Origin of the sequence: Halobaculum sp. EA56 (assembly GCF_051195075.1) — an archaeon.
Taxonomy (GTDB): domain Archaea; phylum Halobacteriota; class Halobacteria; order Halobacteriales; family Haloferacaceae; genus Halobaculum.
The window spans coordinates 1-6,184 of record NZ_JBNTJX010000043.1 but is presented as its reverse complement, the minus strand read 5'-3'; the positions used below and the strand labels follow the sequence as shown (position 1 = coordinate 6,184).

Sequence of the window (6,184 nt, the reverse complement as noted above, 5' to 3'; positions counted from 1 at the left end):
GGTACTGCTCGAATTCGATGCGCTCGCTCACCGACAAGGAAGTCATCAAGCACGTCGGGGACGTTCGGGACTTCCGGTCCTGGTGGGAGGAGATCCTCGCCCAGGTCGAACTCGTCGCCGACGACCTCTTCGAGTTCATCCGCGACGCCCAGGACATCGAGATCGACTTCTCGGATCTTCCGTTCACCGTCACGGAGTTCTACAGTCTCCTCGGGTTCCCGGACTACCTGGCCGAACGTGCTGCTGAGGATGCCGAGGCCAACGCGGCATCGCCGTTCGAGATCGACATGTGGACGCTGCACTCCGGCGCAACGTACGCGCTCACCCACTTCTTCCAGGGTAAGGAAGGTGCGTCCCTCGACCAGTACGTCCGCATCGCGAACGACATCCTGTTCAATCCCGAGGGCACCATCGAGCGCGTCGAACAGGCCTACGAGCAACAGCTGGACAGCGAGGATGGCGATGGGGCGCAGTCCTTGCTCGCCGGCGAGCGGGCCCTCGCGAGCATCGAGCGCGTCAGCGACGACCTGCAGGAGAAGGTCGACCAGTTCGAGGAGCGTGAGGATGCGCTCCGTGAGCGTTTCCAAGACGCGATGAGCTGATCCTCGAACTGCCTGTTTTCTCTTGCCGACTCGAGGGACGGTTCCAGTCTTGTTCAATCCTCGCCTCGTTCAATCAGGCCTATCAGGCGTTCCGTCGGGATACGTCCACTATGAGCGGCTATATCGAGTGAACGTCAGTCGTCGGGTGAGAATACGTCGTCAAGCATGCCACTCTCGCCTAACTCGATGAGGGCACGATTCAGGAGTTCGCGAACAATGAACTCCTCGTAGTGCTGGGTGTCGCAGTACTCACAGGGCTTCATTTCGCGTGCGACCGCCTCAATCTCAGCACCGTGGTCCGCGTACAACGTCTCGATGAGGGATGTCAGCTCCTCGGACGCAGTGGACTGCGCCCCTGCGAGGGTTTCGTTGGCTTCCTCTGGGAGATCGTACGAGAAGACCCGCGTGTTCGACTTGTAGTACTTCCGCGTCCCCCCACCGGCCTCTTCGAGACGAGCGATCTCGACCATCCCCGCATCCTTCAGGACGTTCACATGGTGGCGCACCGTCGTTTCCGCCTTCTCCTCGCCGCGCCGCTGGAGTTCGTCGTAAATCTCCTCGATCGTCATTTCCTCGGTCGCGAGCATATCGAGGATCTTCGCCCGGACGTCATTCTCCAACGCCTTCGCTTTCTCCGGGTCTGTCGTCACGACTTCGCGGATCGGCACATCGGATTCGAGGAGCGCCATTCTTGTGATGACGTAAGCGGACGACGACAGTAAGAGTACCGCCACTCCCCCGACAGTAGTTTCAGTACTTTAATATCGCTATGACTATTGTCGTAATGGTTTTCCGCATCCCGCGATAACTGACATCTACGATGGGAACGACACACGAACAATTCAACGTCGGGGGGATGTCCTGCTCGTTCTGTGCCAAAAGCATCGAGAAGGCCTACAACCGGACCGACGGCGTCGAGGATGTCGACGTGAGTCTCGCCCATGAGGAGATTCTCGTTCAGTACGACGACGACCGCCTGAACGAGGTCGAAGTGAAGGACACGCTCCGCGACCTCGGCTACACCATCCGCGACCCGGACAAGGCAAAGCGATACGAACAGCAGCAGGCTGAACTCGCCACCGGGAAGCGCCGGCTACTGCTCGCCGGCGGCGCATCTATCGTTGTTGCGGCGCTGATGGGATGGATGATCCTCGTGATGGGACGCTTCGAGTCGGCGTCACCGGCAATGGATCTGGTGACGCTGGGGCTGGCGCTCGGGACAATGTTCGGTCCGGGACGCTACATCAAACAGAAAGCCTTCCAGAGCCTCCGCAGGGGTATTTTCAACCAGCACGTCCTCCTAGAAGCGGGCGCGTTCGCCGGGCTCCTCGGCGGGTTACTCGGCCTGTTCGTCTTCCCGAGCTTCCCGACCGTTCACTTCTTCGCCGTCTCCGTGTTCATCACCACCTACCACATCCTCTCGGAGTACACCAGCCTCATCGTCCGCACGCGGGCCTCACAGGCCGTCCAGAGCCTTCTGGATCTCCAGCCCGATACGGCACGCCGCGTCGGTGATGATGGCATCGTCGAGGAGGCCCCCGTCGACGACCTCGACGTCGGTGATCGCGTCCGCGTCAAACCCGGCGGGAACATTCCCGTCGATGGGACTGTCGTCGAGGGAGAGTCCACGGTCGACGAATCCGTCGCGACAGGCGAGTCGATCCCCGAGGAGAAGGCCGCCGGCGACGAGGTGATCGGCGGCAGCGTCAACGAGACCGGGACGCTGCTCATCGAGGTGACTGCAACCGGAGAGGACGCGTTCCTCAATCAGGTGGCCCGCGAGATCGAGGAAGCGCGGGCGATGAAGCCTGGCATCATCCAGCTCGCCGACCGCGTCCTCAAGTACTTCGTCCCAGGCGTCTTGACGATTGCCGCGCTCTCGTTCCTCTTTTGGGTGGTCGCACCGCTCGCGTGGGGAGCAGACCCCAACGTCCAGCGCGGGGCGTTCGCAGCACTAGCCGTCCTCGTCCTCGGCTATCCGTGCGCTCTCGGGATGGCCACGCCGCTGGCCCTGATTCGGGGCGGTGGGAAGGCCGCGAACCGCGGCATCTTGATGCGCTCCGGTGACGCGTTCCAGATCTTCCCCGACGTCGACCACATCGTGCTGGACAAGACCGGCACGATCACCGTCGGCGAACCCGCCGTCAGTGACGTCGTTGGATTGGATGACGAGGAAAGCAACGTACTGGCGACGGCGGCGAGTGCAGAGGCGTTCTCCGAGCACCCGCTCGCCGATGCGATCCTCGCGGCCGCCGACGAACATGGCGTCGAGTACGGTGACCCCGCCGCCTTCGATTCCGTGACGGGTAAGGGCGTTCGGGCGACCGTCAATGGCGACGCGGTGCTGGTCGGCAAACCGGGCTGGCTCAGCGACGAAAGGATCGACTTGTCGAACGATCACGACGACATCGAGCGACTCCAGGGCCGGGGCCTCACCGTCGCCGGAGTTGTTCGTGACGGTAACCTAATCGGCCTGATCGGTATCGGTGACGAGATCAAGGGCGACGCCGCTGCGACCGTCCAGCGGATGAAAGAGGCCGGCATCACCCCCGTGATGATCACTGGAGACAACGAGCGCACCGCGAACGCGGTCGGCGAAGAGGTCGGCATCGATCGCGTCATGACCAATGTCCTGCCCGACGAGAAGCGCGAGGAAATCGGTCGCCTGCAGGAGGCCGGTCACCGCGTCGCGATGGTCGGCGACGGCATCAACGACGCTCCTGCACTCACGCAGGCGGATATCGGGATCGCCATCGGCGCCGGGACCGACATCGCCATTGAGTCAGCAGATATTGTCCTGATGGGCGATCGACTCGGCGGCGTTATGGACGCCTACGAAATCGGGAACGAAAGCTACCGGAAGACCCGCCAGAACCTCGCGACGGCCTTCGCGTTCAACGGGATCGGTGTCGCCGCCGCGACGACGGGACTTGTTCATCCCGTGTTCGCGATGCTCGCGATGGTGCTCTCTGTCTCGGCGGTGCTGGCCAACAGCTTCGCTGGTCAGCTCCTCTCGGGTGATGGCGTCAACACCGATTTCGCCCTCGACGAACGGACGGACGGTGACGTGAGCGACGGCCGAGCGACGGCCGATTAGGCCACGACGTCGTACCCGGCCTGTTCGATTGCCGCGTTCACCTCATCATCGGAGACCCCATCCTCGAGAACCACGTCGACCGTGTCAGCGTCGTGGTTGGCCTCGACCCGATTCACACCATCGAGGTTTCGCAGGGCGGTCTCCACATTCTGTTCGCACCCGTTGCACGACATCCCGGTGACTGAGATCGTCTTCCGCTCCATACGGACCGGTAAACACTCGCGGGGGATGACCATTACGGTAATTGTTGTATCGGTTTTATCTCTATTAGAGGTGGGGCGTCATCGTCCGGAGAGTTGTTTGTGTCGGCCCCAAAGGCGTGGAGGCTCTTCGAGAGGGGGACCACTGACGACGAAGAGTAAGTCCTGTCCTTAACCAACAATCCCCGCATAAGTTTCCCTGTTGTTGGTTAACAGACTGCACCTCGGTTTGTCAGGCCCCAGAAGAGGCGCGGGGCGGCCAACAGCGGCCTCGTAACTCCAATCATGTCCCTCGAGCTGAGCTCCAGCGCCAGAACGGCGAGCGACATCGCTGCCGCCAGACAAGCTGACATCGTGGCGTTCCTCCATCGAGCGCCGTTCACTCTGGATGCCTATAAGCTCGGTTTCCTTCCCGGCTTTCGAGAGGACTGCGGGTATCAGGAGACCCAATATCAGAATCTCACCCTCCCCGTCGGGATGCTCGACAACGACTTCCGGAACCCCAATCTGGATCGATTCGTCGAGCGGTTCTTCGAGTACGAGCCACAGGTCGGTGTCATCGGCGACATCTACAAACCTACTGACGTTGACACCCACGTCGCTGCTGCTCGTGAGATTCAGGACAGCTTTCCCGATGCCGAGGTCATCATCGTCCCGAAATCCCAGGCGGTGATTGACACGATCCCAGATGATATCATCCTCGGCTATTCGCGAGGGTACGCCGACCGCCTGGCGCACGAGTTCTCCGACCCAGCCGATTGGAGAGGGCGGCGCGTCCACATCCTCGGTGGGAGTCCGCCCAAGCAGCTCGACGCCATTCGACAGCTGACCAGGCCGACACTCACCGACGAGCCACCAGCCGACATCGTCGGCCTCGATTGGAACGGGCTGCATCGTGGCGCGCAGTTCGGGGAGTTCTGGACGGCCGACGGCTGGGACGACAGTGGTCGTGACGCCTCCCACGTCACAGTTCGGAAGACAGTCCGACACAGCCTCGCCCGCATCAAGGCATTCTGGCAGTCTCACGGCGTCTGGCCCGACTCGACACCACACAGCGACATCCCCGAAATCGAGTACGAGGGCCCGTCACCGACCGATCTCGATAGTGCTGCGTGTACCGAATGCGAAGCGAACGTCTGGACGACTCGGCGCGGTCCCTTCATCGCTGAGTATGATACCGGCGTACTCTGTGGCTACTGCAGCTACGAGTGCTACTTCTCACATCGTCATCGAAACAACCTCAAGGAGATCGCTGGCGAGCAGAGCGTGTACATTCCGCCGACGTGACGTCACGAGTGGTTTTTCGCGCCCCGGAGGGGACGAGGGCTCGATCCAGAAAGTCCTCCGAGAAGGTGATTTTCCGTGAGTCAACAACAGCGTCCGAACGACGTCTCGATCGACGACATTCCAGTCGACGTATCGAACACCCAATCAGGCGAGGTCGACCCCGCTGAGGTACCCGAGGAAATCCGGTCGATCACTCGTGGACTCGCAAGCGAGCAGCCGCCGACGAATCCGCTCGTCGTCCTGAAGGCCGCCCGCTGGTGGTATATACATGGCAAAGGCGGAACCGATCCCGCGTTCCAGTGGGCGATCGAATGGGTTCGACACCTCGCGACGGACACGCCGAGCGATGTCGACCAGTTCGATTCGTTCCTCGAGTATCTCGTCACGGTCGGCTTCGCTGACGAGAAGGCAGCGCTTCGATAATCAAGCCCCATTCACACTACGGGGTGTTTGACCGGGCACTATCTCGAACAGAAACGAGTCTGACCGCAACCTGTCCAGATAGGAGGACGGTTACTTAGAACCGGTAGCATGCAACGTCTTCTCCACCACAGGTCGGACACGTTTCAGCGTCCTCGGAAAGAGTCGTTCCGCAGTGTCGGCACTCATACAGGGTGGATATCATGGACGTGCGAGTACCAACGACCCCGCGGAGCGTTTCGACGAGACCCATCCTCCCTGTACTTGTTTCGCAATGGTTGTTAATCCCAGCCTCCGATAGCAGCCCCGATATTAACCCTCCAAAGTCGCGCCGATGTTTATTGTGCGCCCCCGAGGGGTGCGGCGCGTCCTGACTTCTCGGAGACGTCGTCGTACTCGATGTGATGCAATCCATGATGACAGCCAGTGAGTCGGGGGTCTCGTTCGAGGAGACCGACACCCGACACGACGAGATGCACAGTACCATCGAAGACTGGATCAACGAGCTCGTCGCAGACGTCGACGAGGCAAAAGCCAGCCAACAGTTCCAGGAGTGGCTCGATGTCCAGTCCCGATTC

The 6,184-nt window shown here is 61.2% G+C and carries 5 protein-coding genes and 2 pseudogenes; 5 read left to right on the top strand and 2 right to left on the bottom strand.

Annotated features, from left to right (window positions below):
- Positions 1-602: pseudogene (locus ACQUQ1_RS21425) on the top strand (hypothetical protein); the annotation flags it as partial.
- A gap of 134 nt (positions 603-736) precedes the next feature.
- Here the strand turns inward: ACQUQ1_RS21425 and ACQUQ1_RS21420 are convergent.
- Positions 737-1,291: an ArsR/SmtB family transcription factor gene (locus tag ACQUQ1_RS21420; RefSeq protein WP_435066252.1), complete on the bottom strand. Its 555-nt coding sequence runs from the start codon at positions 1,289-1,291 to the stop codon at positions 737-739.
- Positions 1,292-1,422: 131 nt separating this feature from the next.
- Between ACQUQ1_RS21420 and ACQUQ1_RS21415 the strand changes: the two genes are divergently transcribed.
- On the top strand, positions 1,423-3,699 hold the full coding sequence (locus ACQUQ1_RS21415; protein WP_435066251.1) for a heavy metal translocating P-type ATPase: 2,277 nt from the start codon (positions 1,423-1,425) through the stop codon (positions 3,697-3,699).
- Here the strand turns inward: ACQUQ1_RS21415 and ACQUQ1_RS21410 are convergent.
- Positions 3,696-3,902, bottom strand: coding sequence for a heavy-metal-associated domain-containing protein (locus ACQUQ1_RS21410; RefSeq protein ID WP_435066250.1), 207 nt, complete (start codon positions 3,900-3,902; stop codon positions 3,696-3,698). The two genes, ACQUQ1_RS21415 and ACQUQ1_RS21410, sit on opposite strands and share 4 nt — an antisense overlap.
- A gap of 282 nt (positions 3,903-4,184) precedes the next feature.
- Between ACQUQ1_RS21410 and ACQUQ1_RS21405 the strand changes: the two genes are divergently transcribed.
- From ACQUQ1_RS21405 to ACQUQ1_RS21395, 3 genes and pseudogenes are all read left to right on the top strand, one after another.
- Positions 4,185-5,186 carry a DUF6610 family protein gene (locus ACQUQ1_RS21405; protein ID WP_435066249.1) on the top strand — a complete coding sequence of 334 codons (1,002 nt, stop codon included), beginning with the start codon at positions 4,185-4,187 and terminating at the stop codon, positions 5,184-5,186.
- 75 nt (positions 5,187-5,261) lie between these two features.
- Positions 5,262-5,609, top strand: coding sequence for a hypothetical protein (locus tag ACQUQ1_RS21400; protein WP_435066248.1), 348 nt, complete (start codon positions 5,262-5,264; stop codon positions 5,607-5,609).
- A gap of 410 nt (positions 5,610-6,019) precedes the next feature.
- A pseudogene (locus ACQUQ1_RS21395) lies at positions 6,020-6,184 on the top strand (DUF955 domain-containing protein); the annotation flags it as partial.

What these genes read in the sequence shown, in the direction of transcription:
- ACQUQ1_RS21410 (WP_435066250.1), bottom strand. Translation starts at nt 3,902, where the DNA reads ATGGAGCGGAAGACGATCTCAGTCACCGGGATGTCGTGCAACGGGTGC.
- ACQUQ1_RS21405 (WP_435066249.1), top strand. Translation starts at nt 4,185, where the DNA reads ATGTCCCTCGAGCTGAGCTCCAGCGCCAGAACGGCGAGCGACATCGCT.
- ACQUQ1_RS21415 (WP_435066251.1), top strand. Translation starts at nt 1,423, where the DNA reads ATGGGAACGACACACGAACAATTCAACGTCGGGGGGATGTCCTGCTCG.
- ACQUQ1_RS21420 (WP_435066252.1), bottom strand. Translation starts at nt 1,291, where the DNA reads ATGGCGCTCCTCGAATCCGATGTGCCGATCCGCGAAGTCGTGACGACA.